This window comes from Sphingobacterium humi, assembly GCF_009768885.1.
Classification (GTDB): Bacteria; Bacteroidota; Bacteroidia; order Sphingobacteriales; family Sphingobacteriaceae; genus Sphingobacterium; species Sphingobacterium humi.
This window is the reverse complement of record NZ_WSQA01000008.1, coordinates 94,661-119,848: the sequence shown is the minus strand read 5'-3', so window position 1 is coordinate 119,848 and position 25,188 is coordinate 94,661. Positions and strand designations below refer to the sequence as shown.

At 40.6% G+C, this 25,188-nt stretch carries 22 protein-coding genes and 1 tRNA gene; 15 read left to right on the top strand and 8 right to left on the bottom strand.

Going from position 1 to position 25,188, the window contains the following annotated elements; genetic code table 11:
* Window positions 1-114: 114 nt before the first annotated feature.
* Window positions 115-1,311, top strand: a complete 1,197-nt coding sequence (locus GQF63_RS11890; RefSeq protein WP_160369451.1) for a pyridoxal phosphate-dependent aminotransferase — start codon at window positions 115-117, stop codon at window positions 1,309-1,311.
* 347 nt (window positions 1,312-1,658) lie between these two features.
* Window positions 1,659-1,952, top strand: a complete 294-nt coding sequence (locus GQF63_RS11885) for a hypothetical protein (RefSeq protein WP_160369450.1) — start codon at window positions 1,659-1,661, stop codon at window positions 1,950-1,952.
* 28 nt (window positions 1,953-1,980) lie between these two features.
* On the opposite strand, the gene cmk is transcribed toward GQF63_RS11885, so the two are convergent.
* The 5 genes from cmk to yihA all read right to left on the bottom strand — a co-directional run bounded on the left by cmk (window position 1,981) and on the right by yihA (window position 6,992).
* The gene (cmk, locus tag GQF63_RS11880) at window positions 1,981-2,664 is read right to left on the bottom strand and encodes a (d)CMP kinase (RefSeq protein ID WP_160369449.1); all 684 of its coding nucleotides are present in this window, start codon (window positions 2,662-2,664) and stop codon (window positions 1,981-1,983) included.
* Window positions 2,661-3,077: a hypothetical protein gene (locus tag GQF63_RS11875; protein ID WP_160369448.1), complete on the bottom strand. Its 417-nt coding sequence runs from the start codon at window positions 3,075-3,077 to the stop codon at window positions 2,661-2,663. The genes cmk and GQF63_RS11875 overlap by 4 nt, the downstream gene beginning before the upstream one ends.
* 4 nt (window positions 3,078-3,081) lie before the next feature.
* On the bottom strand, window positions 3,082-5,430 hold the full coding sequence (topA, locus tag GQF63_RS11870; RefSeq protein WP_160369447.1) for a type I DNA topoisomerase: 2,349 nt from the start codon (window positions 5,428-5,430) through the stop codon (window positions 3,082-3,084).
* A gap of 96 nt (window positions 5,431-5,526) precedes the next feature.
* Window positions 5,527-6,378, bottom strand: coding sequence for a UbiA-like polyprenyltransferase (locus GQF63_RS11865; protein WP_160369446.1), 852 nt, complete (start codon window positions 6,376-6,378; stop codon window positions 5,527-5,529).
* 2 nt (window positions 6,379-6,380) lie between these two features.
* Complete coding sequence (gene yihA / locus GQF63_RS11860; protein WP_160369445.1) at window positions 6,381-6,992, bottom strand: ribosome biogenesis GTP-binding protein YihA/YsxC; 612 nt, start codon at window positions 6,990-6,992, stop codon at window positions 6,381-6,383.
* 106 nt (window positions 6,993-7,098) lie between these two features.
* On the opposite strand from yihA, the gene GQF63_RS11855 reads away from it, so the two are divergent.
* From GQF63_RS11855 to GQF63_RS11840, 4 genes are all read left to right on the top strand, one after another.
* On the top strand, window positions 7,099-8,010 hold the full coding sequence (locus GQF63_RS11855; protein ID WP_160369444.1) for an ABC transporter ATP-binding protein: 912 nt from the start codon (window positions 7,099-7,101) through the stop codon (window positions 8,008-8,010).
* A 14-nt stretch (window positions 8,011-8,024) separates the two neighbouring features.
* The gene (locus GQF63_RS11850) at window positions 8,025-9,341 is read left to right on the top strand and encodes an ABC transporter permease (protein WP_160369443.1); all 1,317 of its coding nucleotides are present in this window, start codon (window positions 8,025-8,027) and stop codon (window positions 9,339-9,341) included.
* 191 nt (window positions 9,342-9,532) lie between these two features.
* Window positions 9,533-10,705 (top strand): Na+/H+ antiporter NhaA, encoded by a 1,173-nt coding sequence (gene nhaA, locus GQF63_RS11845; protein WP_160369442.1) that lies wholly within the window; start codon window positions 9,533-9,535, stop codon window positions 10,703-10,705.
* A 475-nt stretch (window positions 10,706-11,180) separates the two neighbouring features.
* Window positions 11,181-11,771: a riboflavin synthase gene (locus tag GQF63_RS11840; protein ID WP_160369441.1), complete on the top strand. Its 591-nt coding sequence runs from the start codon at window positions 11,181-11,183 to the stop codon at window positions 11,769-11,771.
* 20 nt (window positions 11,772-11,791) lie between these two features.
* Here the strand turns inward: GQF63_RS11840 and GQF63_RS11835 are convergent, their stop codons facing one another.
* Both GQF63_RS11835 and GQF63_RS11830 read right to left on the bottom strand, forming a co-directional pair.
* Window positions 11,792-12,733, bottom strand: coding sequence for a hydrogen peroxide-inducible genes activator (locus GQF63_RS11835; RefSeq protein ID WP_160369440.1), 942 nt, complete (start codon window positions 12,731-12,733; stop codon window positions 11,792-11,794).
* A 497-nt stretch (window positions 12,734-13,230) separates the two neighbouring features.
* Window positions 13,231-13,545: a hypothetical protein gene (locus tag GQF63_RS11830; RefSeq protein WP_160369439.1), complete on the bottom strand. Its 315-nt coding sequence runs from the start codon at window positions 13,543-13,545 to the stop codon at window positions 13,231-13,233.
* A gap of 70 nt (window positions 13,546-13,615) precedes the next feature.
* On the opposite strand from GQF63_RS11830, the gene mazG reads away from it, so the two are divergent.
* The 4 genes from mazG to GQF63_RS11810 are packed head-to-tail and all read left to right on the top strand — an operon-like array spanning window position 13,616 to window position 17,145.
* Window positions 13,616-14,419 carry a nucleoside triphosphate pyrophosphohydrolase gene (gene mazG, locus GQF63_RS11825; RefSeq protein ID WP_160369438.1) on the top strand — a complete coding sequence of 268 codons (804 nt, stop codon included), beginning with the start codon at window positions 13,616-13,618 and terminating at the stop codon, window positions 14,417-14,419.
* Window positions 14,420-14,473: 54 nt separating this feature from the next.
* A complete protein-coding gene (locus GQF63_RS11820; RefSeq protein WP_160369437.1) occupies window positions 14,474-15,676 on the top strand; it encodes a serine hydrolase domain-containing protein in 1,203 nt (400 codons plus the stop codon).
* A 40-nt stretch (window positions 15,677-15,716) separates the two neighbouring features.
* The gene (locus tag GQF63_RS11815) at window positions 15,717-16,385 is read left to right on the top strand and encodes an HAD family hydrolase (RefSeq protein ID WP_160369436.1); all 669 of its coding nucleotides are present in this window, start codon (window positions 15,717-15,719) and stop codon (window positions 16,383-16,385) included.
* Window positions 16,386-16,410: 25 nt separating this feature from the next.
* Window positions 16,411-17,145: a sulfite exporter TauE/SafE family protein gene (locus GQF63_RS11810; RefSeq protein ID WP_246163501.1), complete on the top strand. Its 735-nt coding sequence runs from the start codon at window positions 16,411-16,413 to the stop codon at window positions 17,143-17,145.
* Window positions 17,146-17,289: 144 nt separating this feature from the next.
* Here GQF63_RS11810 and GQF63_RS11805 read toward each other — a convergent pair whose 3' ends face one another.
* Window positions 17,290-18,183: an OmpA family protein gene (locus GQF63_RS11805; protein ID WP_160369434.1), complete on the bottom strand. Its 894-nt coding sequence runs from the start codon at window positions 18,181-18,183 to the stop codon at window positions 17,290-17,292.
* Window positions 18,184-18,469: 286 nt separating this feature from the next.
* Between GQF63_RS11805 and GQF63_RS11800 the strand changes: the two genes are divergently transcribed.
* The 5 genes from GQF63_RS11800 (at window position 18,470) to GQF63_RS11780 (ending at window position 25,188) form a co-directional block, all read left to right on the top strand.
* Window positions 18,470-18,554 (top strand) — tRNA-Ser (locus GQF63_RS11800).
* Window positions 18,555-18,704: 150 nt separating this feature from the next.
* Complete coding sequence (locus GQF63_RS11795) at window positions 18,705-19,070, top strand: ISAon1 family transposase N-terminal region protein (RefSeq protein ID WP_212592559.1); 366 nt, start codon at window positions 18,705-18,707, stop codon at window positions 19,068-19,070.
* Between the two features lies 1 nt (window position 19,071).
* A complete protein-coding gene (locus GQF63_RS11790) occupies window positions 19,072-20,034 on the top strand; it encodes an ISAon1 family transposase (protein WP_425500394.1) in 963 nt (320 codons plus the stop codon).
* An 805-nt stretch (window positions 20,035-20,839) separates the two neighbouring features.
* On the top strand, window positions 20,840-23,812 hold the full coding sequence (locus GQF63_RS11785; protein WP_160369433.1) for a SusC/RagA family TonB-linked outer membrane protein: 2,973 nt from the start codon (window positions 20,840-20,842) through the stop codon (window positions 23,810-23,812).
* Window positions 23,812-25,188 (top strand): RagB/SusD family nutrient uptake outer membrane protein, encoded by a 1,377-nt coding sequence (locus GQF63_RS11780; protein WP_246163506.1) that lies wholly within the window; start codon window positions 23,812-23,814, stop codon window positions 25,186-25,188. Before GQF63_RS11785 ends, GQF63_RS11780 begins: the two co-directional genes overlap by 1 nt.

Sequence of the window (25,188 nt, the reverse complement as noted above, 5' to 3'; positions counted from 1 at the left end):
AAAATACATCATTTTGAAAGGCCATACCGAACAGGTATGGCTTTTCTTATTTCTATGCATTCCTTCGAAGATTATTCGTAATTTTGAGGGAAACAAAAACGAAAATTAATTATAATGCCAGCAATTTCTAAAAAGGGCATCAATATGCCTGCTTCACCGATCAGAAAATTAACCCCCTTTGCCGATCAGGCTAAGAAAGAAGGTAAAAAGATCTACCACTTAAATATCGGACAACCGGATATTGAGACCCCCGAAGTGATGTTGAATGCTTTAAAAAACATCGACTTTAAAGTATGGGCCTATACCCCATCGGAAGGAACCCTTTCTTATCGTACGAAGCTTGCTGAATATTATAATAAATTGAATTATAACATCACGCCAAGTGATATCCTGGTAACCAACGGTGGGTCTGAGGCAATTACCATCGCGATGCAATCTTGTTTGAATCCAGGGGAAGAAGTTATTATTCCAGAACCTTTCTATGCCAATTACAATGGCTTTGCGTGCTCTGCGGATATTGTTGTGAAGCCTATTATGTCGTACATCGATAATGGATTCGCCTTGCCTTCTATCGCTGAGTTTGAAAAGGTAATTACAGATAAGACAAGAGCTATCGCGATCTGTAATCCTAATAATCCTACGGGATACCTTTATTCAAGAGAGGAAATGGAAGCCCTTCGCGAGCTTTGCTTGAAGTATGACCTTTACCTATTCTCGGATGAGGCTTACCGTGAGTTCTGCTACGATGGTCGTGAGTTCCTATCGCCAATGCACTTGGAAGGATTAGAAAACAATGTGGTGGTATTTGATACGGTATCTAAGCGCTATTCTGCTTGTGGTGCACGTATTGGCTGTATCATCACCAAGAATAAGGAATTGTATCAAACCTGCTTAAAGTTTGCGCAGGCACGCTTGAGTCCTTCTTTGGAGGGTCAGATTGCTGGAGAGGCCGCAGTAGATACTCCAGATAGCTATTTCGAAGCTGTTTCCAAGGAATATACAGCACGCAGAGATACCTTAGTAGAAGGCTTAAATGCTATTGACGGGGTATTCTGTCCTAATCCTGGAGGAGCTTTCTATGTGGTGGCAAAATTACCTATTGATAATGCCGATAAGTTCTGCCAATGGATGTTGGAAGAGTTTAGCTATAACAACGAAACCGTGATGATGGCCCCTGCTACGGGCTTCTACTCGACTCCGGGAGCCGGACAAAATGAAGTTCGCTTAGCTTATGTATTGAACCAGGATGACCTTAAGAAAGCGTTACTGTGTTTGAAAGAAGCGTTGGCTGTTTATCCAGGAAGAAAATAGTTTAGATTTGAGATTTGAGATGTGAGATTTGAGATTTGAGATTTGAGATGTGAGATTTGAGATGTGAGATTTGAGAATTATTGTAGGGACTTTCTGGTTTCTTTTATAGTTCTCTAAGTTTTACTCTAAATATATTGAAGCACCGAAAATGGTTTCGGTGCTTTTTTATTGCATATGAAATAACCCATGCAAAAAACAGGATTGCTGTTAATATCAGGGCTGTTTTATTTATTCTTCCTATTAAATTGTAAGATGCCTTAATTCCTTAAAAACTGTTAAAAAGCCAATAAATAAAACAATTTCTTAATATGAGCGTTTTATAAGTAGAAACTAATGAATAAGAATTTATGGATAAACTGAAGAAATTTGATTTAATGGAGAAAATATCCAGGGAATTGGAGGACATTAGAAACAGTCAGCAAGCGGTATTAGAGAAAATCGCGAAAGTTGAAATCGATAATATCGAATTAGGCGACAAGACTATTGAAACGAAGATTCCAGAAATTTATCAGCGTACTGCTGATAACTCTGAAGCCATTCGGGAAATCTTGGAAGCATTCCAGGATAAAACCGATGACTTCGGTGAAAAGAACAATATTGACAAGCTTCGCGAGCAAAGCGAAATTGACAATATGAAATAAGAAAAAAGCGATCCGAGGATCGCTTTTTTTATGGCTTTATCAGTCTATCCTGAACCAGCTTCACCACAAATTCCAATTGCTCTTCCTGATTCATTTCACTGTTATCTAATACGATGGCATCTTCAGCCTGTCGTAAAGGGCTTTCTTCTCTTGTGCTATCGATATGATCGCGATGCGCTAGGTTTTCCTTTACATCTTCCATGGTTAAAACCTCTCCTTTTGCGGTTAACTCTGCATAACGACGTTCGGCACGTACCTGAGGGCTGGCTGTCATGAAAATCTTAAGGTGGGCATTCGGGAACACTGTTGTTCCGATATCGCGACCATCCATAACGATGTTGCGTTTGGCTCCTAGGGCCTGCTGTTGTTTCACCATGGCATGGCGAACAGCCTTTATGGCACTCACTTCACTAACATATTCGGAAATCTCCATGGTACGGATTGCATCAGAGATGTCTTCGCCGTTTAGCAATACCTGTGTTTTCTCTGGCAAAGGAACTAAATCTATATGGATATTCTCGATTGCTTGATCTACAGCTTCCGGATTTTGGATATCAATTTGATGGCGAATGAAGTAGAGCGTCACTGCGCGATACATGGCTCCAGAGTCCACAAAAACGAAGTTTAACTGCTTCGCTAAGGCTTTTGCGACGGTGCTTTTTCCGCAAGAAGAAAAGCCATCGATAGCAATTACAAAATTTCCTGCTTTCATGCGTTGGTGCCTCCTATCATTACGCCTGCTTTGTTCACAATAGGAATTTTAATTAAATTCTCATCCACAATGCTATCAGGCAAGAAAATATACTTTTTATCGTATATGGTGCCGTCGATATAATAGCTTAACCAGTATTCATTGGTGAGGCCGAAAACCTGAACATCGATTGCTTCGATCTTCTGAGCCGAGCTGCCTGCTACATCACCAATAAAATGGCGTAATGTGGTTGTCACGACCTTACGGCCGTCTTTCTCCCCATATCCTTTGGAAGAAACCAATACATTCTTTAAGGGGATATCTTTCTCGTTTACGAGGTATACATTCCAAACCTTGGCTGTTGGTGATTCCGACTCCAAGACTACAGCAATGGCAATATCTTCTACCAAGTTTAAAGGCAGATCTTTTTTCATGTCCTTATTTCTTTTTGGCGCGGCTTGTTTTCGTAGTTTTCTTCGCTCCCCCCGATTTGCTATCCTCTTCTGCCCATTTCATTACGTCGGCATAGGTGATGCTTTCAACCTCCGTTCCTTTCGGGATTTTCAGGTTTTGTTTTCCGAAGCGAACGAATGGACCCCAACGGCCGTTCTCAATCTTTGCTTCAGGATTCTCGTCGAAAATCTTGATAATCTTATCTTTATCCTTCTGACGTTTCTCTTGGATAATCTCTATAGCTTGATCTTGCGATACATCTAACGGATCTAAACCTTTCGGTAAAGAATAGAAGCTGCTGTTGTGGCGGATGTATGGTCCGAAGCGACCGATAGCCACCGTCATTTCTTTTTCTTCAAACTCCCCTACTTTTTTCGGCAGTTTGAATAAGTCCAAAGCTTCTTCCAGCGTGATGGTCTCGATCATTTGCCCTTTGCGTAAGGAGGCAAAGCGAGGTTTCTCCTCATCATCAGCTGTACCAATTTGAACCAAGGGTCCGAAACGGCCCACACGTACGGAGATTGGTTTTCCGGATTCCGGATCAACCCCAAGCTCACGCTCATGGGTAGCACGATCGGCATTATCTAAGGTATCTTGTACTTCATTATGGAAAGGTCCGTAGAAGTTAGACAGCATATCTGTCCATTCTTTGTAACCTTGGGCAATCTCATCAAATTCCTTCTCTACGGTAGCTGTAAAGTTGTAATCTACAATCCCGTTAAAGTGTTGTACTAAGAAGTCGTTTACTAACACACCAATATCAGTCGGGAATAATTTACTACGCTCAGCACCTGTAATTTCAGACTTCATCATGTTAGAAACCGCTCCGTTTTCTAAAGTGATAACCTCGTAAACACGCTCTTTACCATCACGATCTTCTTTCACCACATAGCCTCTATTCTGAATGGTAGAGATGGTAGGTGCATAAGTAGAAGGTCGGCCGATACCGAGCTCTTCCAGTTTTTTCACCAGAGAAGCCTCTGTAAAACGAGCCGGCGGACGCGAGTAGCGTTCTGTGGCCTGCATGTTTTTCAGCTGTAAAGCTTGACCCACCGCTAATGGAGGTAATAATTTATTTTCCGAGTCGTTATCTTCGAAGCCCTCGTTTTCATCGTCCGTAGACTCCATGTACACTTTCAGGAAGCCGTCGAATTTCAACACCTCACCTGTAGCTAGGAAGTCTTCTTTTCGGGTAGAAACATCGATTTTAGCACTAGTTTTCTCGAATTCAGCCTCCGACATCTGCGATGCGATGGCACGCTTCCAGATGAGTTCGTATAGCCGTCTTTCGGAATTATCGCCTTCAATGCTATGTTCATTAAAGTATGTAGGACGAATAGCCTCGTGCGCCTCTTGGGCACCTGCGCTCTTCGTACGATATTGTCTTTGTTTGTGATACTTGTCGCCGTAGGCAGAAATAATCTCTGCTCTTGCGGCTTGTAATGCCGTGTCAGAAAGGTTTACCGAGTCAGTACGCATATAGGTAATGCGTCCGGCCTCGTATAAGCGTTGTGCCACCTGCATGGTACGCGCTACAGAGAAGCCCAGCTTTCTACTGGCCTCTTGTTGCAGGGTTGAGGTCGTAAAAGGCGCTGCCGGTGTTCTTTTTGAAGGCTTTGTTTCTAAACTTGAAACTTCAAAACCAGCATTTATACAATCTTTTAGGAATTGGGCAGCTTCTTCCGAGGTGTTAAAGCGTTGTGGTAGCTCTGCTTTAAACTGTTCACGGCCTTTTCCGGTTAAGAAAATGGCCACTACTTTAAAGGTAGCTTCCGGTTCGAAGCGATTAATATCGCGCTCGCGCTCCACAATTAAGCGAACCGCGACCGACTGCACCCGACCTGCCGATAAGGAAGGCTTCACTTTACGCCATAATACTGGGGAAAGCTCGAAACCTACCAATCTATCTAATACGCGGCGTGCTTGTTGCGCATTTACTAAGTTAAAATCTATTTTCCGAGGGGCTTCAATCGCCTTTAGGATAGCTGGTTTTGTGATTTCATGAAAGACAATGCGTTTGGTGTTTTCATCTTTCAAGCCCAGGGTTTCATATAAATGCCAAGAAATAGCTTCTCCCTCGCGGTCCTCATCGGATGCGAGCCATACTGTTTCTGCAGCTTTTGCTAATTTCTTCAGTTCGCTGACAATCGCCTTCTTATCAGCAGGTACTTCATACTTCTGCTTAAAGTTGTTTTCCGTATCAATTGCATCATCAGTCTTCACCAGATCTCTGATGTGACCGTAGCTGGATTTCACCAAAAAATCCTTCCCTAAATACCCCTCAATTGTTTTCGCTTTTGCCGGAGACTCGACTATCAATAGATTTTTCGCCATTTATTTTAAATAGATTTCATGCAAAGAAAATGATTTCAAAACGGAAAGCAAATTAATTTTTTATTGCTTTCCTAAAAAAGTGAGCAATTTCACGGCTTAAATAAAGCTGATGTCCAACAGGTAGAAGACCATAAAAACCACAGAGGCAATACCATTGGTGGTCATAAATGCACGGTCGACCTTGCTCAAATCTGTTGGGCTCACAATGCGGTGTTGGTAGATCAATAAACTACCATAAAATAACAGGCCTATATAATAGAACCAACCTGTAGGCATTAAGAACACAGGCAAACTAACAAAGATAAACGACAATACGTGCAGGCCCTCGGAAATACGCAGGGCTTTCACGGCGCCGTAGTTCGCCGGAATAGACTGTAGGCCTTGTTCCCGGTCGAATTCTTCGTCTTGTAAAGCATAGATAATATCGAAACCACTAACCCAGGTTAAAACGGCCAAACCGTAACAAATCGGGATGAGGTTAAACGCTCCTGTTACCGCTAGGTATGCCCCAACAGGTGCCAAGCCTAAGCCTAGGCCCAATACCAAATGGCACAATGGCGATATTCGTTTCATATAGGAATAGAATAAAACCACAAATAGGGCTACCGGCGCCAATACCAAACACATGACATTGATAAAATAACAGGCCAGCGTAAATATCACACAATTAATAATGGTAAAAGTCAGCGCCTGCTTGGCCGAAATACGCCCTGCCGGAATATCACGAACAGCCGTTCGCGGATTCAAGGCATCAATATCACGATCTAAGTACCGATTAAAAGCCATTGCCGCATTTCTGGCCGTCACCATACATACAAGCATCAGGGCAAACAAAGACCATTCAAAATGATAATCTGTTGTTTTAATGGCCAAGAAAAAACCGATAATAGCAAAGGGCAATGCAAATATACTATGTGCAAACAGCACCAAAGACATGTATTTCTTCATGACTATTCGATCGGCGACACAAATTGCTGGTTGATGGAATCAATGTTTACCAAGATGTTTTCACATCCCAATTTGGTTTCTGAAGATGTCAGAAAGAAGGGTGGCAATTCTTCAAACCATTTTTTCAAGGCGCGACGGAATTTAGCAATATTCTGATCCGACTTAACGATCGACTGCTTATCGGCTTTGGTAAATATCAGTTGAAAAGGAATACCCTGCTCCCCTAGCCAATAGACGAAGTCAAGATCTATTTTTTGGGGCTCCAACCGACTGTCAATCAGCACGAATACGCATTGTAAGTTCTCGCGATTGATGAGGTAGTCACGAATGAATTTCTCCCAGGAAGCTCTATTTTTCTTTGAGGTTTGCGCGAAGCCATAACCCGGTAAATCCACCAGATACCATACCTTATTAATAAGGAAGTGGTTGATCAATTGTGTTTTTCCAGGTTTTTGGGAGGTTTTTGCCAAACCCTTTCTACCGGTCATCGCATTGATCAGCGATGATTTTCCAACGTTGGATCTCCCAATAAACGCATACTCGGGCAAGTTTGCCGGCGGTAACTTGGCTACCTCGGTATTACTGCATATAAATTCTGCCTCTTTTACGATCATGCTACAAAGGTACAATTTCTATAAACTTTTGCCTTATAAACTCAATTTTTAAGAAAATGCATCACATTCATGCTTTTTTCTTATTTTAACGACAAAAATCAATTTTATGCTAGATATACGAAACATCGTGAAGCAATATGCTGACCATAGGGCTTTAGATGATGTGTCGATGTTTATTCCCAAGGGGAAGATCTTTGGTCTGCTGGGGCCCAATGGTGCCGGAAAAACATCACTCATACGAATTATTAACCAAATTACAGCTCCCGATTCCGGGTCCATCTTTTTTGATGGCGAGCCCTTATCGCCGAAGCATGTCGAGCGCATCGGCTACTTACCGGAGGAACGCGGCTTGTATAAGAAAATGCAGATTGGCGAACAGATGATATACCTAGCGCAGTTGAAGGGCCTTTCCAAGGAAGAGTCTAAACAACGCCTAAAGTATTGGTTTGAGCGCTTGCAGATTGAATCCTGGTGGGACAAGAAGGTAGAAGACCTGAGTAAAGGGATGCAGCAGAAAGTGCAATTTGTAGCTACGGTATTGCATGAACCTGATTTAATTATTCTGGATGAGCCTTTTTCGGGCTTCGACCCGGTAAATGCGCAGATTATTCAAGAAGAAATTCTAGCACTCAATAAAAAGGGCGCAACCATTATCTATTCCACCCACCGCATGGAATCGGTGGAAGCTTTATGTGATAATATTGCACTTATCCATAAGTCGCGCAAAATATTAGACGGATCCGTTCGCGACATCAAAGAGGCCTATAGAAACCAAACCTATACCATTTCGTACGATCCTTTGCAGGCTGGCGACCCTATTCCGCAGCAGGAAGAGCTGTATGAAATCATTAAACATGAACAGGGCGTTGAACAAAATTTAACCATTCGTATCCAAGAAGGCAAAAGCTTAAACGATGTATTGTTGTTTCTTATACCACAGGTACAGGTGCATCAGATTTTTGAAATCATCCCTTCCATGCACGATATCTTTATAGACAAAGTAACCCTTAATAATTAATTACACGACTGATTATGAACAAAATAATATTAATTATCCAAAGGGAATATTTAAGTCGGGTTAAGAAGAAATCCTTTCTATTGACCACGTTTTTGGTGCCCTTATTTTTTATTGGGCTTTATGTAGGTGTCTTTTTCCTCACCAAAAAGAGCTTTGAAGATTCCAATGCCTTAGTGTATGTATTGGATAAAACGGATTCTGTGCAGCAATTGCTGACGAACAATAAGAACATTACCTACGCCAAGTCTAACCAAGAACTGCAAGAGCAGCTCAAAACCATTAAGGAGGCCGGTGATAAAACCAACTTGCTGATTATTCCGGAAGATTTCTATACGGCTAAGAAGATTGAGTTTCTTTCCGCTGGAAAGCCGAATATCAATACGCAGAATGAAATTGAAAAGCAGCTCGAAAAGATCCTATTAAACTACGAGTACGGCCAATTGGGCATAGATGGCGAGCAAATTAAGAACATCGACCCTAAGGTAATCGTATCGGCGAAAGAGATTACCGATGCCGGCGAAACGAAGGATAGCGATACACGCATTGCCATGGGTATTGCTATGGCCTTGTCGGTATTGATATACCTGTCTCTATTCTTGTATGGCGCCCAGGTGATGCGCGGTATTATTGAAGAAAAATCTAACCGAATTGTTGAGGTTATTATTTCCTCAGTAAAGCCATTTCAATTAATGATGGGTAAAATCATCGGGATTGGCTTGGTGGGCATTACGCAGTTTATCCTGTGGATTGTCCTTACCTTCAGTTTAATCAGTATTGCCACCACGACGCTTATTGATAAGGAAGAGTTGAAGAATCAGATGGTAGAGCAGCAGCAAGCACAGGCCGGCGATTTAGCGTCGGATGCTTCCTTTGCCATGGATATACAATCGGCCTTAAACGGCGTGGATATCCCGGAATTGTTAATCTGCTTTTTCCTGTTTTTCTTAGCGGGTTATATGCTTTACAGTGCGATGTTTGCGGCCGTTGGTTCGGCGGTAGACAATGAAACCGAAGCCAATCAGTTTACCATGCCCATCACCACGCCCTTGCTGTTAGCCTATGTGCTATCCTTTGGAGTGTTGGTCAACGATCCGCATGGCACCATAGCTACCTGGTTAAGTTTCATTCCTTTTACCTCTCCTATCGCTATGTTGGTTCGTATTCCTTTTGGGGTGCCCACCTGGCAAATTATCCTGTCGTTTGTTGTCTTGGTAGCCACTTTTATTGTGACGACTTGGGCTGCGGCACGCATTTACCGCGTAGGGATATTGATGTACGGTAAAAAGGCTAGTTTCAAAGAGTTAATTAAATGGTTTAATTATAAAAGTTAATTAAACAGCTTTATACAATGAAGCACCTTTAAATCGGCTTAACCACAGGGATTTAAAGGTGCTTTTTTTTGATTTACAGCGGTTTTCTATTCGAATTTTTACAGTTTTAAAAACCTTATTTTCCCTTCCCTACCGAACTTTTCTCTATCTTTACGCCGCAAAGATCACATGTAACTGCATTTATTATAGGCATGAATAAGCTCATCAATTTAACGGTATTCAAGCGGTTTTTATCGTCCAATACCTCCGGGGGAATTTTATTGTTTTCCTGTGTTATTCTATCATTAATCATTGCTAACAGCAGCTTGGCTGAAGGATTTAATCAATTCTTCCAACAGACTGTGGGCTTTGAGAACGAGCAAATTCAGCTGAAATACACGTTAAAAGGATGGATAGATGATGGTTTGATGGCCATCTTTTTTCTTTTAGTGGGTTTAGAGATCAAGCGCGAATTGGTGGAAGGCGAACTTTCTACACCGAAGAATGCTGCCCTGCCGATATTGGCTGCTATTGGCGGTGCCATTGTTCCGGCCCTAATCTTTACGGGCTTCAACCGGGATCAGGCCACCCATCATGGCTGGGGAATCCCGATGGCCACCGATATTGCCTTTGCCTTAGCCATTATCACCATGCTAGGGAAACGCGTGCCGGCCAGCTTAAAGATATTCTTGGCGGCCTTGGCCATTGTCGATGATTTGCTTGCCATTCTGGTGATTGCCATCTTCTATTCTTCCGAATTACACTATACCTTTTTACTCTATGCGGCAGGGCTTATGGCCTTGTTAATAGCTTTTAATCGCTTTGGGGTTAAAAATATATGGTTCTATTTAGTGCCCGGTTTATTTATCTGGTATTTTATCCATCACTCGGGCATCCACGCTACCATTGCCGGGGTATTGGTTGCGATGACTTTGCCAACCACACCAGATGATAAAGAGTCGCCTTTAGAGAAACTAGAACATGCCTTGGTAAATCCGGTGAACTTCCTGATTATTCCTTTATTTGCATTAGTGAATACGAATATCACCTTGCATCAGGAAATGGTCGGCGGCCTCAGCTCGCCTTTGGGCTTAGGCATTATTTTAGGTCTATTCCTCGGGAAAACGGTCGGCATCTTCCTGACCTCCTACTTATGTGTGAAATCTAAATTGGCCAACCTGCCGGAAGAAGCAAGCTGGAAACATATGGTAGGTGTTGGTATGCTTGGTGGAATCGGCTTTACCATGTCCATTTTTATTTCCATGCTCTCCTTTAAGGATCCTTTATTTATTGAGGAAGCTAAATTTGCGGTCTTAATCGGGTCTTTATTCTCGGGTGCTTGCGGGTATATCTATCTTTCCTCTTTAAGCAAGAAAAAAGGCTAATCACCATACTTTCTTAAGGCTTAATATGGCGGTAATTTTATCGCCTATCCCCTGTTGTAGCTGTTTAAACTTGTTTTTCTAGGAAAGTCAGGTTTGTAATAAAATAATAAAGCTTGAGACAATCGGGCGATCGCTCAAGCTTTAAAAATAACCTCTTATCGAGGTAATCAACCTAAACCTAAGACAAAGGTAGATAAATTCTTTCGATATTCACAAATTTATTTTGGGATTTAGGCGCAGTACGCCCAAATAAAAATATTAACTAACTAGAAATGAGAAGATTAATTGCATAAAAAAAAGGTTTTCAAACGGGGAGAATGAAAACCTTTAATAACCAATTATAAACCTAAATTATGATACCACAAAGATAGTGTACAATTTACACATATGCAAATATTTTTTAATATTTTTTAAGAATATCGCTCTAGGGCATTAAAAAGGGATATTGTATCTTTGAATAAAACAAATAGAACAGATGTTTACAGGAATTATAGAAACAATAGGTACCGTCCATAAAATAGAAAGCGAGCAATCGAACCTGCACTTTTATATACAATCGGATATTTCCGATGCATTAAAAGTGGACCAAAGTGTAGCCCATAATGGGGTTTGTTTAACCGTGGTGGAAATGGAGCCTGGTATCCACAAGGTAACGGCTATTAAGGAGACCTTGGAAAAAAGCAATTTGGGCGAATTGAAAGAAGGTGACTGGGTAAACCTGGAGCGTTGTACGCAAATTGGAGGCCGACTTGATGGCCATATCGTTCAGGGGCATGTGGATCAAACGGCTATTTGTATTGCTGCAGAACCGCAGGATGGTAGTGTGATCTTTACTTTTGAATATGAGCCGGGGACGAAGAATATCACCGTTGAAAAAGGATCGATTACCGTAAATGGCATTAGCTTAACCGTGCTTAATTCAGCACGTAATAGCTTTTCTGTAGCTATTATACCTTTTACTTTATCGCATACCAACTTAAAAGACTTGCAGGTAGGTCAAACCGTGAATTTAGAGTTTGATATTATCGGAAAATACGTGAGTAAATTATTGGCATTAAGGGATTAATATCCCTTAATGTTAGTTATTTAGATGGAGAACCCCATAATCTCCTTTTTCTTTCTAGATTTAAAGCGCTCGGGCACAATCTGCAAGATTTCATTCTTCAACATGTTGATGGCATGTTTTTTTACATAATTGATGGGCGTCACTAAACTGATTTCCCGAACAGGTTCCGGTGCGCGGAAATAACGGATATGCTGCATTTCCTCCTCATTATTGTTTAGGATGCTCATCTCCGGTAAAATCGTGATGCCCCCATTGAGGTCTACCATTCGTTTTAAAGTTTCCACGCTGCCTGTATTGTAATCAAAGGTACCCTCAAGGCTATGGTTATGCTTATAATTACAGATGCTTAATACCTGCCCTCGCATACAATGTCCTTCATTTAACAACCAGAGTTTATCTTCCGATATTTCATCAGAACCCAAAGCTTTTTTGCCATAGAGGTTGCTACGTTCGGAAACATAGGCCACGAAGGTTTCATAGAATAAGGGCGTTTCCTGAAGGGAAGGCTCATGCAGTGGCGTTGAAAGGATACCGCAATCTAAGGTCCCCAATTTAAGTTCCTGTATAATTTGCTCGGTGGTATATTCCCAGATATGCAGCTTAAGCTTGCTGTATTTTTTCAGGAAATTCGAAATGACATTAGGCAGTAAGTAAGGGGCTACCGTGGGAATGACACCGATTTTTAAATCGCCGGTCAGCTCTCCCCTTTCGGCCATCAATATCTCATTGATTTTTTTGCTTTCCGTTAAAACGGTACGGGCTTGCTCTATGATTTTTTCGCCTACCTCCGTGGGTACAACAGGCTGCCGGCTGCGGTCAAAGATCTTTACCCCCAAGGATTCTTCCAGTTTTTGTATCTGCATGCTTAAGGTAGGTTGGGTCACAAAACACTTTTCTGCGGCGGCCACAAAACTACGATAGGTATCTACTGCAATAATATATTCTAATTGAACTAAGGTCATCCTATAAATTTTAACTATACAAATGTACAAAGGAAGATGGGAAAAGAAGACCTTTTCCCGGAAATAAGACATTAAATAAACAAAATAGGGAATGGTTTGGGGGATGGTGTTTTTACTGCTTATTTATAGGCGTAGGTCTCCCCTATTAGCACCCTTTGCAAAGGGGATTGAAAGGGGTGAGAAAGGGGTGAGAAAGGGAGGTGAATAGTATTTAGTATGGAGTATTTAGTATTTAGATGTGGCCCGTGCTGTCATCGTGAGCGGAGTCGAACGATTGGTACGTCAATACATTCAAACATACTTAAAATGCTTGTTATCACGTAGTTAATATGTTGTTTATAGATAGAGAGTTGCATTGATGTACCAGTCGTTCGTGGTTCGACTCCGCTCACCATGACAGAACGATGATAAAAAGATGATAAAAAGATGATACCTCTGCCCAAGCAACATAAAAAAAGCTGCCCAATCGGGCAGCTTCTCTTAACATTTCTCGCTATTTACTTTTCTTCCTGGTTTCTGTAACGTAGTTCCAGATCCAGGATAATATCTCTCTTTTTACCTTCGATAAGGGATAGGTCTCCGGCTACAAATACGCCTTTTTTGCCGGTATGTACATTCCTTATGCCGTATACTGTTGATTCATCGGCCGGGTCTGTCATGCCTTCGTAGCGGTACAGTTGGTCGATTTCGTAATCGGAAGCTTCCACCGTTAGTTCATCAAATTCAATATTGAAGTCTACGGTATAGCCTTGTTCTTTTAGATGATCCAGGGCTTTAGATGCTGAATCATATTTGTATGTCGATTGTTCCATAATAACGCCTGTTTTTTTACTAATAAAACAAGTACCTTTGTGTATTGTTTTACGAAAATCGGAATTGAAGATGGCATTTATCCCCCCAGTTGCAAAAAACACCCCTGCTGAAGCTTTTGAACGTTTATTATTGGTACTGAATACCCTGCGGCTGGAATGTCCATGGGACAAGAAACAAACCATGGAGAGCCTACGTCATTTAACCATTGAAGAGATGTATGAATTGGCGGACGCTATTTTGGAAGAGGACCTGCCGGAAATTAAGAAGGAACTGGGAGATATTTTGATGCACCTTGTTTTTTATGCGCGTATTGCGGAAGAGCAACATGCTTTTACCATTGTTGATGTGCTAAACGGCGTGTGTGATAAGTTAATAAGCCGTCACCCCCATATTTATGGTGATATCTCCGTTGCCGATGATGAAGAGGTGAAACAGAACTGGGAAAATCTGAAGCTTAAGGAAGGGAATAAATCGGTTTTGGCCGGTGTGCCTAAAGGGCTTCCTGCCTTAGTAAAGGCGTTCCGCATCCAAGATAAGGTGCGTGGCGTAGGCTTTGATTGGGAAGACAAGCGCCAGGTTTGGGAAAAGGTGGAAGAAGAACTGGCGGAGTTTCAGGCCGAGTTTAACCTAGACGAGGAGCAGCACGACTTAGATAAGGCGGAAGCGGAATTTGGTGATTTACTGTTCTCCCTGATCAATTATGCACGGCATATCGGTATCAATCCGGAAAATGCCTTAGAACGTACGAACAAGAAGTTTATTTTCCGTTTCAGCTATTTGGAGGAAAAAGCCAAAGAGCAGGGACTTCAATTGAAGGACATGAGCTTGGCTGAAATGGATGTGTATTGGAACGAGGCAAAAACCTTAAAATAATGTCGTTATAATAAAGGTTTTTAATATCTTTAGCGTAAAGCAAGTTTACGATTCATGAAATACTTCCTTCGGTTTTTAAAATGGTTTGCTGCAATACTTGCGGTTATTGTAATTGGTATGTACATCTTTGGCGTAGGTTACATTTTCAAAGGTATTTATGTGATCTATATGCAGGGCCATGAAACCGCTTACCTGGATGATTACCGTTACTTTGATAACCATGAAGTTAAGACCGGCACGTCGCAACCTTGGGCTGTTTCCAAAGCTTATAATTCGGTGCCGATTACCGATAGTTTGAAGCGTATTCATGAGCGCTGGGGTACGGTAGCTTACGTTATTATTCATCAAGATAGTGTGTGGTTTGAGCAGTACTATGATGGCTATTCGGATAGCGCTCGCTCTAATTCTTTTTCGATGGCCAAGAGCATTACGGCAGCCCTTTTGGGGAAAGCAATTGCCGATGGGCAAATCAGCAGTATAAAGCAAAAGGTGAAAGAACTCGTTCCGGAAATTAAAGGATCTTTTGCTGAAGCATTAACGATTGAAGATTTAGTGTCGATGAGCTCGGGTATGCAATGGGATGAGAGCTATTATAATCCGTTCTCCATAACTACCCGTTTATATTTTGACCAGGATATTCAAGGCGCTTTAGATGCCTTACCTATAACCAAACAACCAGGACAGCGTTTTATATATCAAAGTGGCGATACGCAATTATTGGGTATTGCTCTGCAAAGGGCTACTAACTCTAGCTTAAGCGATTTATTGAGTAATCATTTCTGGCAACCTATGGGTGCGGAGCATTCGGCTTTATGGCAGGTGGATAGTGAGAAGCATGGGATCGAGAAGGCCTATTGCTGTGTAGCCAGTAATGCGAAGGATTTTGCCCGTTTTGGTAAGCTCTACTTAAACCATGGCCGTTGGAATGGGCAGCAGCTGTTAGATTCGGCCTATGTGTCCAAGTCTATTCAACCTCGGTTTGCCGATTCGCCTCAATATGGCTATGGCTGGTGGATGGGCAATTATAAAGAAAAGCCTTATTTTTATATGGATGGTCATTTAGGCCAATATGTAATTGTGGTGCCGGAGGATGATTTAATTGTGGTGCGTTTAGGGCATTCCATCGATAAGATTGGTCGGCAAAAACCAGAGTCTGCATTTTATAATTTCATTGATCAAGCTTACCAAATGCTTGGTGATCGGATAAATGAGGCTAAGGTTCAGCCTGAAACAGAAGTCCCTGTTCTTCAAGATTAAGGGCTCCCTTTTCCATTCCTTTTTTCTTAAATTTGCAGCAATGAAAAAATTTGCAGCAATCTTTGATATGGACGGCGTTATTGCCCATACCAATCCCTATCATGCTAAAGCCTTTGAGGTATTCTTCGATCGACACGCTATTTCTTACAGCCCTAAAGAATTTGAACAACACATGTATGGCAAGCATAACAGCTATATTTTTACGCATTTCTTTAAGCGGAAGGTGCTTGGCGAAGAGCTTTTGCGCTTGGAAGCGGAAAAGGAAGGCTTGTTTCGGGAGATCTATAAAAGTGAAGCGAAGCCGCTTCCATACCTTCAGGATTTCCTGTCTGACTTAAAAGCGCATGATTTTCAGATTGCTGTGGCCACCTCTGCCCCACGTGCTAATATGGATTTAATTTTAGATGCCCTAGCAATTCGCGACTTCTTTCAATCGACCTTAGGTAGCGAGAATGTAAGCCTTCACAAGCCGCATCCGGAAGTGTATTTAAAATCGGCAGAAAACCTACAGGTGCAACCTGAGCAATGTATGGTTTTTGAGGATTCTTTCTCTGGGGTTACTGCCGGGCTAAATGCCGGGATGCAGGTGGTTGGGGTATTGAGCACCCATACGAAGGAAGAACTGCCCGTATGCAGCGATTACATCAAGAATTATAAGGATATTACGGCCAAGCAGGTGTCTCGCATGATTCAGCAAAATGTGGGATAATGCTATTGCGCTAATCCCCTCGCCTATGGGCTGGCTGCTGTATTTTTTCTGCGCCATGCTAATAGGTACTTCCAAAACAGGAATTCAAAATGTGGGCACCCTAGCTGTGCCCTTATTTGCCTTATTATTCGGGGCCAAATACTCCACCGGTATTGTATTGATATTGCTCTGCATTGCCGACCTCATTGCGGTGATATACTATCGGAAACAATTTAATTGGCAGGAAGTTAAGAAGCTGCTGCCCTTTGCAATTATAGGGTTACTGATTGGTTTATTTACCGGCGAGCATATCGATGATCGGATCTTTAAAATGTTGATGGGTGCCTGTATTATTTTAGGGGTCGCCATTATGCTGTGGGGACAACGTGTTGCGAAAAAACAAAGTGGGCTTGATTTGACTAAAAAATGGTGGTACTCCCCTGTTTTCGGATTGATTACGGGTTTTTCTACGATGATCGGTAATGCTGCGGGTCCTACCCTTACGGTTTATCTTTTTTCTAAGAAGCTGGATAAATTTACCCTGGTAGCAACCGGCGCTTGGTTTATCATGATCTTAAACTTTAGTAAAATTCCCCTGCAGTTATTTGTATGGAAGAATCTTTCCTGGGAAGGGTTTATCCTTAACCTCCTCGCGGTTCCCTTTATCCTCTTGGGTGGTTTTATCGGGATTAAGCTGGTTAAGATATTACCAGAACGGGAGTTCCGGATTATTATATTGAGCTTGGTAGTGCTATCGGCTCTTTTATTAATCCTTCTTTAATGGGCTGTTCAGCTTAAAAAAGACACTAATAATAAGCTTAATAATAAACATTAAATAAGCTAAATAATAAACATAATAATAACCCATAATAAAACCCCAAGGATGATTCCCTTGGGGTTTTATTATTCTATATGCCTTCTATGTTTAGAAAGAAGTGCTATCGCCTGTGGCTGGGGCATCGGTTGTTTCCGGTGCTTTATCGATCAATTCCATGAACTGATCTAACTTAGGCGTAATGATAATCTGTGTTCTCCGGTTTCTTGCTTTTCCTTCTGCTGTGGCATTGCTGGCAATAGGGTTGTATTGACCACGACCACCTGCTGTTAAGCGTTTAGGATCTACGCCGTAATTGTTCTGTAAGGCTTGAACTACGGAAGATGCACGCAAGGTACTTAAATCCCAGTTGTTGCGGATATTCGTTTTCGCAATAGGATCTGTATCGGTATTACCTTCGATTAAGACTTCATAATCTTTGTAGTCTTGGATAATCTTGGCAATTTTCGATAAGGTTTCACCTGCGCGATCAGAGATTTCATAGCTTCCTGATTTGTACAGCATATTATCAGATAAGGAGATGTAAACTACCCCTTTTAATACTTGTACATCCACATCTTTCATCTCTTCGCGGCTCAAGGAGCGGGTCAAGTTGTTGGTTAATACCATATTCAACGAGTCGCTCTTCGCTTTGGTATTTACTAAATGCTGGATGTATTTATTGGAAGCGTTAATTTCATCAACGAGTTTTGAAATATTGGCGTTTCCTTGTGATGTATTACTGATACTGTTATCTAATGTTGCTTGTAAGCGTGCTAAGGCTTCTTTTAAACCAGCATTATTCTTACGTTCCTGCTCTAGTTGATCCTCCAGGCTTTTCACCCTAGAGCGACTTTCGGCAAGTTCAACCTGACTTTTCTGATAGAGCTCACCTAAATCGCGATGTTGTTGCTCTAAAGCTTGGTGGGTTTTCTTACTTACTCCACAGGAAGAAATAAAAATAACCGACATCAAGATTAATGGAATACTGATACGTTTTATCATAATATGATATTTAATAGTTCTTATTTATGTTCTAAGATAAGCAAAAGCGATGCCTTTTATGTTGAAACGCGAAAAAATATTTTATAAGTTACAGATTGTTAGTTTGTTAGGGGCTGTTGTTTTGGGTTTTGGGAATGGTTGGTTTTGAGATATTATGGAAAATGAGTTTGAAGAATTTTTTAATGGTATTTGGGAAGAAATATGGCGAAATAAATTAATTGGGCTCATTTTCAGGGCTGTACTAAATAAGTTTTGGAGAGCAAATAAAAATTTCTACTTTTGTCGCGGAGAGTTGGCAGAGTGGTCGAATGCGGCGGTCTTGAAAACCGTTAACTGTCACAGGTTCGGGGGTTCGAATCCCTCACTCTCCGCTGAAAAAGCCTTCATCGTACGATGAAGGCTTTTTTGTGTTTTTTTGGCGGGCTTGGGTGCATCCAAGCGGCTTGATCTAACGGATCATGTACAAAAGTTGTGGAGAGGACAAAAAATAATCGGATATTCGTGTTTTGAAATTTTAGCAGATGCACGATTCCTTTAAAGCCCTAATGCCCCTTATTATTCCACAGGGAGTTTCCGATTATTTTGAGATGACCCATTATACGCAAGAAGCGGGTCGGTTGGATATTTTCTTGGAAGAGATGAATGTCATTCCTGAAGAATTTCAAAAGAATAAACTGATATCCAAAGGCTTCTTTGAACCTGTTACCCTTCAGGATTTCCCTATTCGTGGACAACAAGTTTACTTACATGTCAAGCGTCGCAGATGGCTCAATCAAGACAGCAATAAAGTAGTTAGTAGGAATTGGGAGTTAGTAGCCAAAGGGACGCGTATCACACAGGATTTCGCGGCTTTTTTAAAAGGTATCAGCGGACAACCAGGCTCATAGCATCCAAACGATCAGTTCCTTCTATGGTATATCAGCCAGTAAGTTAAGGCGTTACTACCGAAATAAGCTGAGTGGCTTTCAGGATTGGGAACACCGGGAGAACGCTCGTGAAGGCCTTGTTTTTCCAGAGAACATTGGCAGCCATATTTCCATTGATGAGACTTGTCTGTCGCAGGGAGAGCTCTATACCGTGGTCACCAACAAGGGTGCTCGCGGCAAAAGAGGAACTATTATCGCCATACTGAACGGCACCAAATCGGAGAATATCATTCCCATCCTTCAAAGCATCCCGGAAAGATTACGTAAAAAGGTATCGGAGATAACGCTGGATCTTGCAGGGAATATGGGGCTTATCGCCAAGAAATGCTTTCCACTGGCAGTTCAGGTAACAGATCGATTCCATGTTCAGCAATTGGCTACGGAGGCACTTCAGGAAATCAGAATAAAGCATCGGTGGAAGGCTATAGATGATGAAAACCAGGCCATTGAGAAGGGTCGTAAGCTCCAGAAGCCCTATGCTGCAAAGATATTATCCAATGGCGATACCCTTAAGCAGCTGCTGGCAAGATCTAGGTACCTGCTCTATAAGTCCCAGCACAAATGGACTCCTGACCAGAAGGAAAGAGCCGGGATACTCTTTGGGCTCTACCCAGACCTAGAAAAGGCCTATGAATTAAGCCAGAGATTATCGTGGATCTATAACAGTATCAAGGACAAAGGAGTAGCCTATGCCAAATTGGGGCTATGGCATCAGCATGTTGAGGCCTCGGGATTCAAATCATTCAATACGGTATCTAGGACAATAAAGAACCATTATAGAACCATCCTGAACTACTTTGATAACAGAAGTACTAATGCATCAGCAGAATCGTTCAATGCTAAGATAAAGGCGTTCAGAAGTCAATTCAGAGGTGTAGGAGATGTCAACTTTTTCTTATTTAGATTGACCAAATTATTTGCTTAATCCACAGGTTTTGAAACTGATCCGATCTAACACCTCCCCTTTTTGTAACTTAGATAGCGCACAAAACAATTAATAAAATCCTGTTTTGACGATTTTAGCTGTCCTTATCAATAGTTTTATTGCCTCTTTAGTATGATCAACTTTAGGCTTTGGCGAGGCATTTAATGCCAAATCGTTTAGTTCATAACCAAAAGGCTTGTCAATTTCATCGGTAATAGCTTCGAAAATACATCCGCTTGCAATAACCTAAATTATCGACCAATTTTTCTAAATTTTGATCCATTCTTATGAATTGAATGGAGTCTATCCTACCGGCAGCTTGCAGATGTTCGCCAATTAACTACATGATGATGGTCGATTTATACCTTGCCTGCATCATTAGGTCTAATGTATTTTAATCGAGGCGATGCGACACTTCAGCACTAGGATCGGTATCCCAAAGCTGGTGTATTAAGTGTTATTACTTGCTTAGATAAGGACCCGGCCGTATTCAATAATTCGTCCCACAGTTTACTTCATTCTCAAATCTACTCATCGTTCATATTATTTTTAAAGCCTAAAAACAAGGCGAATACGAAGCCAAATAAGGCTATGTTTTTAACTTATATAGTAAGCCATAGTTTATATTTATTTAATTGAATATTGTTGTAAACAATAAATTGAAAAAAATTATTTCGCAATAATATATTCTTATTTAGATTAATTAAAAATAATAACCTACATTTATACGGTTTCACATAAGCTATAATTATATTCAACTTCTATGCTTAGGACAGTTTTGAGAATTGGGTGCATATATACAATAATGCAATTTAACAACAGTTTATCCGCTCAAGAGCAAAAATATATTGTAAAGATTGTAGATGAGAATTCTAAAAAACCTATTGCAGGCGCAACTATAAGTGTTAATAAAAAACCAATAAACAGGTCAAACTTAGAAGGTATATTTTCTTTCAATTGGAAAAATAATCCTCACGTAACGCTTACACACATCAATTATTGTGATACCTCAATTACACTCCAACAGGATTTTCAAGTGATTTTTTTGACTCCTAAAACCACCTCGCTTTCAGAGGTTGTAGTAAGAAGAAACAATATAAACGATGTGGATATCCGTAATCTTGCAGGATCCGTAGTTACCGTTGATATTACAAAATTAAGTGAGCGATCAGAACTTGATATGGGACGTTTATTTGAGGGACAAGTTCCAGGTCTTACAATTTCTTATTCTGGGGAGCTAGGAACCAAGCCGCAAATTCGACTAAGAGGAAATTCTTCACTCTTGTATAAAGGAAATGCTAACGCACCATTGTTTGTAATGGATGGGGTTGTGATTAGTACAGAAACATTTTTAACACTTAGCCCTAATGACTTTCAAACAATTAAAGTACTAAAAGATGCACCTGCGACAGCTTTATATGGTATCAAAGCGGCGAATGGTGTAATTGAATTAACGTCAAAAAAAGGTTTTTCAGGTAAACCATTAGTGTCTTTTTATATGAAACAGGGCATTACCTTACGAGGTGAACGCAGTGTTCTAATGATGGGTACTGATGAAAAGCTGCGATTCGAGGAGAAAATGGAAAGAAGTGACCTTCCCGGATACTTATATTCAGAACGCTATATTCGAAAACTATACGAAGGGGCATCTGATCTACATGAAAAAATAAGGATGGGACAGAGAATCTTAGATTCATTACGAAGTTTCGAAACAGATTGGTTCAAAGAACTAATTAAAATGAATCATTTTCAATCTCATGTTATAAACATTAGGGGAGGCAATAACCACAGCAACTATTTCTATTCTGCAAATTACAGCTCCCAAGGTGGTAGAATACCCGGAAACTCCATTGAACAGCTGACAGCACGCGCAAATTTTGATTATCCTTTGAGTGATATTCTAAACCTTTCCTTCAACAATAGCATCGGTATAGCAACCTCAAAAACTGAAAATGGAATGAATAATGACCCAACAGCATTGGCATTTTCCCTCAATCCATATGAAACTAAACAATCTGAATCATTGACAAGTTATCCGGGGAGGTCTTATCAAGATCTTATCAAACAGTACCGAAAAAGAAATACGTCAAAGCGGCTAAATAGTACTTTAATCGGACATTGGGACATTCTAAAAGGAATAAGTTTGTCTGGTGTTATTGGTATTGACTATAGCTTAGCCGAGCTTTATCAACGGATCTATAGTACTGCTTATAGCCAACGGGAAGCTCCTATAAACGCAATGGGATATCTAAATGAGAGTGATAGTAAGGACTTGGGTTTTACTTCTAATTTCAGGCTCAATTACCAGCGACAGTTTGCTAAACATGACCTCTATTGGGGCATTAATACAGACTATTATCAAGCGAATGTAAATACGATAGGAGCTGCTGGTTTTGGTATTCCTGATGAGCTTGAGAGTCTGAGTGGAATAAACCAAGGTCTAACCAAATCTTATGCCCCTACCATCTCTGGTATAAAGTCGCAAAATAAGCAGCTAGGATTTGGTGCTGCATTAGGATATTCCTATGACAACACCTATGATTTCTATGCCAGTTTAAAAAGGGATGGCTCGTCATTGCTGCCAAACAATGCAAGATGGAATGATGCCTGGTCTGCAGGTATCGGCTGGAATCCTTCTTCGTACTCATTTTTAAACAAGCAAGATATCATATCCCATCTCAAGGTAAAAGCTTCTGTTGGCTACACTGCAAGTATGGTTGGAATTACTGCTAAAGATATCAGGACAACATTTAATAATAGCAGCCATAGTTTTTATGGACAAAATCGTCTTTTAGAGCTCATGGCTCTTCCCAATCGAAATTTGCGTCCCCAACAGACCTATTCTACCAATTTGAGTATCGATGTTGGCCTGGACAAACGAGTTAATCTATTATTAACCTGGTATAATAATATGACCAAACAAGCGATTGTTAATACGCCAGTTGCGAGTAGCAATGGATTCAAAACATATGCTCAGAATATCGGTGAGCTTCAAAATAGTGGATTGGAAACAACAATTAGCGGTGATTTACTACGCTTTGGAGTCTTTAGCTGGAACAGTTCAATCTCACTCTCCTATAACAGAAATCTTGTTAAAAAACTTTATGGAACTGACAGACTTTTTCTGACAGATGAATCTTTTATACCTGAATATGAGGTTGGTAAACCATTGGGAGTAATGTATGGCCTAATCAGTAATGGCATCCATCCTTTGAAGGGAATACCAGAATATCTTCAGCCTGATGGAAATGTTATTGATTTAAAAGCCCCCTTACGTGCATCTTACTTTCAGCATTTAGGATATGCAATAGCACCATACCATGGATTTTTTAATAATTATATATCATTTAAAAACTGGTCCTTAAATATAAATTTCAATTATGGCTTTGGTGGAATAAATCGATATAGCAACTCCTATGTTAGGGAATCAAGAGATGCTCATTTCAATGCTATAAAAGGGCAATTGGATAACATGTGGTTCGATGTTGGAGATGAGAATAAAATCTATCCAGCCAAAAACCTGCCGACTATACTATATGATTTATTAAAAAATTATGCCAATACAACAACTATATACAAATCTGATTATATAAAACTGAACTATGTGCAATTGAGTTACAATTGGTTTCCGAACGAAAAAACAATTAAGTATGTTAAATCTGCCCGTTTTAGCGTGCAGGCAGATAATATTTCCACATACAGGAGACAGAAAGATATTGGAGGTTTAAATGTTGTACACCAGCCGGTTGTTACCTTATCACTTTATTTAAAATTTTGATGAAACTCTATTTTTACACCCTTATTATACTATGTTATGCCTGTAGTCTTGATGTTATTTCAGAGACTGAAATCTCGGGAGATGGCATTATCAACACAACAACAAGGGCTAATTCAGTGTTGTCGAAGGCTTTCCATTCGTTTCGTATATCTCCAGACTATTTCACACCGCTTACCGAAGATTTACAGCCCTCCTATTTAATATCCTACAATCAAGATCTTCTAAGGTATTATAACTGGAATGACAGACTTATACAAACGCGTTCCGCCCATTTATGGGAAACTTATTATAATATTATTGCGCAATTAAATGTATTACTGGAGAGCGAAAAAGACATCATCAATAAAGGAGCTGAATGGAATTATATAAAAGGCAATGCACTAGTATTTAAAGCCTATTTATATTTTGATTTGCTTCAATTGTATTGTAATCGTAATGATGGCCAGGCGCCTGGTATAATTGCAAAGCAGAGCAGCAAAATGGCAACAGCAGAACGCTTGAATCAAACGCAAAGTGTTACTTTGATCCGCGAAATTTTGAGTGAAGGAATTAGTTTAATGGCTAAATATCCCATGCCAACCCCCTTCTTTTTAAATGAGAATTCCGCAAAGATACTTCAGCTGCAGGTCGAGTTGTATAAAAAAGAGTATTTAAAAGTTGAAACCCTAGCCAAAGAGTTACTTCCATTAATGGGACAACTTCAGATCACGGCTAACATTTATGAGAATCTTTGGAGAAACAATACCGATAAAGAAACAGCTGCTATTATCTGGTCAATTGACTATAAAGACAACCCTAACAAATTCCTTATTTATGATAAGCCAAATGAAGGGGATTACCTGTACGTTTCTAATAAATACATATACCATCACGATGACATTCGCTATCGAAGCTTTCAGTTTTCACATGTAATGAAATCACTTGGCGGAATACCAATTGAGCGCCGGCTTTTAGGCAAATATAGGAATAGCATACAAGACCAGAAAGCATATAATTTGGTAATGTACCGTAGCGCCGATCCCTATTTTATTTTGATTGAAAGCCTTCTAGGACAGCATAAAGATATGGAGGCTTTGGAACTCCTAAACGGATTTCTAGGCAAAGTCAATAGCAGGAAAATAGACTACACGCATGATCATGAATCCTTACTGACCATTTTTCGGACAGAAAAACAAAAAGAGTTCATTGGAGAGAAGATTAATTATTTTGACTTGAAACGCTGGAACACTGGTATAGTAAGATATACAGCGGACAGTGACAACGTATCGATAAAAATAGATAAGGACGATTATCGATGGACTTGGCCGATTCCGCTTTCAGAACTGAGGTATAATAAAAATATCAGCCAAAACTCAGGTTGGTTCACAATACAATAA

Coding starts and splice junctions, on each gene's coding strand:
- GQF63_RS11850 (WP_160369443.1), top strand. CDS start 8,025: ATGAACAAAATAATATTAATTATCCAAAGGGAATATTTAAGTCGGGTT.
- GQF63_RS11815 (WP_160369436.1), top strand. CDS start 15,717: ATGAAAAAATTTGCAGCAATCTTTGATATGGACGGCGTTATTGCCCAT.
- mazG (WP_160369438.1), top strand. CDS start 13,616: ATGGCATTTATCCCCCCAGTTGCAAAAAACACCCCTGCTGAAGCTTTT.
- GQF63_RS11840 (WP_160369441.1), top strand. CDS start 11,181: ATGTTTACAGGAATTATAGAAACAATAGGTACCGTCCATAAAATAGAA.
- cmk (WP_160369449.1), bottom strand. CDS start 2,664: ATGAAAGCAGGAAATTTTGTAATTGCTATCGATGGCTTTTCTTCTTGC.
- GQF63_RS11780 (WP_246163506.1), top strand. CDS start 23,812: ATGAAACTCTATTTTTACACCCTTATTATACTATGTTATGCCTGTAGT.
- GQF63_RS11810 (WP_246163501.1), top strand. CDS start 16,411: ATGGGCTGGCTGCTGTATTTTTTCTGCGCCATGCTAATAGGTACTTCC.
- GQF63_RS11805 (WP_160369434.1), bottom strand. CDS start 18,183: ATGATAAAACGTATCAGTATTCCATTAATCTTGATGTCGGTTATTTTT.
- yihA (WP_160369445.1), bottom strand. CDS start 6,992: ATGATCGTAAAAGAGGCAGAATTTATATGCAGTAATACCGAGGTAGCC.
- GQF63_RS11785 (WP_160369433.1), top strand. CDS start 20,840: ATGCAATTTAACAACAGTTTATCCGCTCAAGAGCAAAAATATATTGTA.
- GQF63_RS11830 (WP_160369439.1), bottom strand. CDS start 13,545: ATGGAACAATCGACATACAAATATGATTCAGCATCTAAAGCCCTGGAT.
- GQF63_RS11795 (WP_212592559.1), top strand. CDS start 18,705: ATGCACGATTCCTTTAAAGCCCTAATGCCCCTTATTATTCCACAGGGA.
- nhaA (WP_160369442.1), top strand. CDS start 9,533: ATGAATAAGCTCATCAATTTAACGGTATTCAAGCGGTTTTTATCGTCC.
- GQF63_RS11890 (WP_160369451.1), top strand. CDS start 115: ATGCCAGCAATTTCTAAAAAGGGCATCAATATGCCTGCTTCACCGATC.
- GQF63_RS11820 (WP_160369437.1), top strand. CDS start 14,474: ATGAAATACTTCCTTCGGTTTTTAAAATGGTTTGCTGCAATACTTGCG.
- GQF63_RS11865 (WP_160369446.1), bottom strand. CDS start 6,378: ATGAAGAAATACATGTCTTTGGTGCTGTTTGCACATAGTATATTTGCA.
- topA (WP_160369447.1), bottom strand. CDS start 5,430: ATGGCGAAAAATCTATTGATAGTCGAGTCTCCGGCAAAAGCGAAAACA.
- GQF63_RS11885 (WP_160369450.1), top strand. CDS start 1,659: ATGGATAAACTGAAGAAATTTGATTTAATGGAGAAAATATCCAGGGAA.
- GQF63_RS11875 (WP_160369448.1), bottom strand. CDS start 3,077: ATGAAAAAAGATCTGCCTTTAAACTTGGTAGAAGATATTGCCATTGCT.
- GQF63_RS11835 (WP_160369440.1), bottom strand. CDS start 12,733: ATGACCTTAGTTCAATTAGAATATATTATTGCAGTAGATACCTATCGT.
- GQF63_RS11855 (WP_160369444.1), top strand. CDS start 7,099: ATGCTAGATATACGAAACATCGTGAAGCAATATGCTGACCATAGGGCT.